The following is a 2,325-nucleotide window of genomic DNA, read 5'->3' as shown; positions in this document are numbered from 1 at the left end:
GGCTTCCTAATGCTGTTGTCAAGCGGCCGTAGCCATCGGCGGTGTCACTTCGTAGCACCGTCGGTCGCGGATCAGTGCCCAGATGACGTTGACACGTCGGCGGGCGAGGGCGAGCACGGCTTGGACGTGCCTCTTCCCTTCGGCGCGTTTGCGGTCGTAGAACTGCCGTGAGTTCGGGTCGTAGCGGACGCTGACGAGCGCGGAGGTGTAAAAGACGCGCTGGAGTCTGCGGTGGTAGGTGACCGGCCGGTGGAGGTTGCCGCTGACCTTGCCCGAGTCGCGAGGTGCTGGGGCGACGCCGGCGAAGGCCGCCAGGGCGTCCGGGGAGTCGAACTCGTCCAGATCGCCGCCGACGGCGGCGAGGAACTCGGCACCGAGAGTCGCACCGATGCCGGGGACGCTCAGGACGATGTCGGCGAGTTCGTGCTCGCGAAACCGGCCCTCGATGAGCTTGTCCATCTCGGAAATATGCGCGTTGAGGGCCATCACCTCCTCAGCCAGGGTATGGACCAGCTTCGCGATGGTCTTCTCCCCAGGCACGGCGGTGTGCTGGCGCGCGGCGGCCTCGACCGCCGCTTCGGCCAGGTCCTTGGCGCTGCGGACCTTGCGGTTGGCCAGCCACTTCGTCAGCCGGGCGACGCCGGCCCGGCGGATCGAAGCCGGGGTCTGGTAACCCGTCAGCAGCTTGAGCGGGCCGGTGTTGGTCACGTCCAAGGCCCGCTCCAGGGCCGGGAACATGCTCAGCAAAGTGCCGCGCAGGCGGTTCACGACGCGGGTGCGGTCCTCGACCAGGTCAGACCGGCGCCCGGTCAGCAGCTTCAGCTCGATGGCTGCCTCGTCACCGGGACGGATGGGCCGCAGGTCGCGGCGCATCCGGGCCTGGTCGGCGATCACGTAGGCATCGCGGGCGTCGGTCTTGCCCTCGCCGCGGTAGCCGTCGGACGCCCGGTTCACCAGTCGGCCGGGCATGTAGAGGACCTCTTGGCCGTGGCTGACCAGCAAGGCCAGCAGCAACGCGGGTTCCCCGCCGGTCATGTCGATCGCCCAGGTGACCTCACGCCCGTCGGCCAGGTCCAGGACATCCCCGACCAGCTTCAGCAGCTCGGGTTCGTCATTGGCGACCCGCCGCGACAGCAGTGTCTTGCCGTCCACGTCCAGGGCAAGGCCGTGATGGTGGCCCTTGCCGACGTCGATCCCCGCCCATATCCGGCTCATCGCGCTCCTGACATGCGTGTTCGTACTCTTCGTGCCACGGACGACCTCGCCGGCATTGCTCTACACAGCGACTTGTTCGCACTTCCTAATCGGCGGCCGAGTCGTCGTGGGGCGCTGAGCGGCAAAGCCTCGATTGCCACGAGACGGCAGCGGCCTGAAAGCCACACCCAGCGCCCCTGGGTGACCCAACCCTACGAATGGCTCGATCAGCCCGATCAAGAAGGTAGAGCGGCCTGAGCCGCTGACCGGGCGACCGCCCCAGCCCCCGGCCCCGCAGCCCCAACTGCTGGTGTCCGGGGGCTGTGCCGTTCGGCACACCACCGGAGGGCGATCAGACGTGGGAGGTCAGGCGCCTATGCTCGCCGTATGGAGCAGAGCGAAGTCCTCAAGCGAGTGATCGGCATCCTCACGGAGGCGGGCGAGATGCAGCGCCACGTCGAGGAGGACGACGGCGGCGGCGAGCTGGACGCGGGCGGGAACATGGTGACGACCCTGCTCAACGAGACGATGCCGCACATCGCCATCCCCTCCGACGCCACCGTCGAGGAGATGGCCGCGCTCGTGGGGCGCGAGGTCGGCGGCGCGGTCGAGCAGCTGGTCGGTGCGTTCACCCTGGCCTTCATCGCCCTCGCGCAGATCCACGACTCCGGGCAGGAGGACGTCACCTCTGCCGACGTTCTGCAGGATCTGGCCCTGCGGGCCGAGGAGTTGAGCTCGGGCGACGAAGGTCCGGAGGGGCCTCTCTAGCACGGTCCCGGGGGCGAGGCCGGCCATGGCCACGGGATCTGTCCGGCCGGGTCCTCCGGTACGAGGAAGCCTGGGCGGCGGGGGTCGGCGAGGGGCTGGTGTGACCGTCACACGATTGGCTCGTTTGCCGGAGTGACGGTTCTCTGCCCACGGCTCGGAGGCACCACCCCATGCCGCTCCATCCCTCGCCGCTTCGCCACCTCGGTCCCGGCGCGCACCTCGGTGTGAAGGAGGCCGAGGCAGCACTCGTCGAGCACTACCCTCGCCTGGTCCGCCTGGCCTATCTCACGCTGCCGCCGGCCCTGGGCCGTCACCGCAGGGTGCTCGCCGCCCACGCCGCGGTCCAGCGGGCCCTGCGCGGCA

Annotated in this window: 3 protein-coding genes; 2 read left to right on the top strand and 1 reads right to left on the bottom strand. The window is 69.4% G+C overall.

Features of this window, described 5'->3' with window-relative positions:
* Positions 1-18: 18 nt before the first annotated feature.
* Positions 19-1,215 (bottom strand): IS110 family transposase, encoded by a 1,197-nt coding sequence (locus B9S57_RS06685; RefSeq protein ID WP_103513951.1) that lies wholly within the window; start codon positions 1,213-1,215, stop codon positions 19-21.
* 366 nt (positions 1,216-1,581) lie between these two features.
* Here B9S57_RS06685 and B9S57_RS06680 point away from each other — a divergent pair, with 366 nt between their 5' ends.
* Positions 1,582-1,962, top strand: a complete 381-nt coding sequence (locus B9S57_RS06680; RefSeq protein WP_103514604.1) for a hypothetical protein — start codon at positions 1,582-1,584, stop codon at positions 1,960-1,962.
* A gap of 170 nt (positions 1,963-2,132) precedes the next feature.
* Positions 2,133-2,325 (top strand): hypothetical protein (locus B9S57_RS06675; RefSeq protein ID WP_146057721.1); only part of this gene is annotated, 193 nt, incomplete at its 3' end.

The sequence above is a fragment of the Streptomyces sp. SM10 genome, from assembly GCF_002910915.1.
GTDB lineage: Bacteria > Actinomycetota > Actinomycetes > Streptomycetales > Streptomycetaceae > Streptomyces.
Note: the sequence above shows the minus strand (reverse complement) of the source record. Positions and strands in the feature narration are given on the sequence as shown.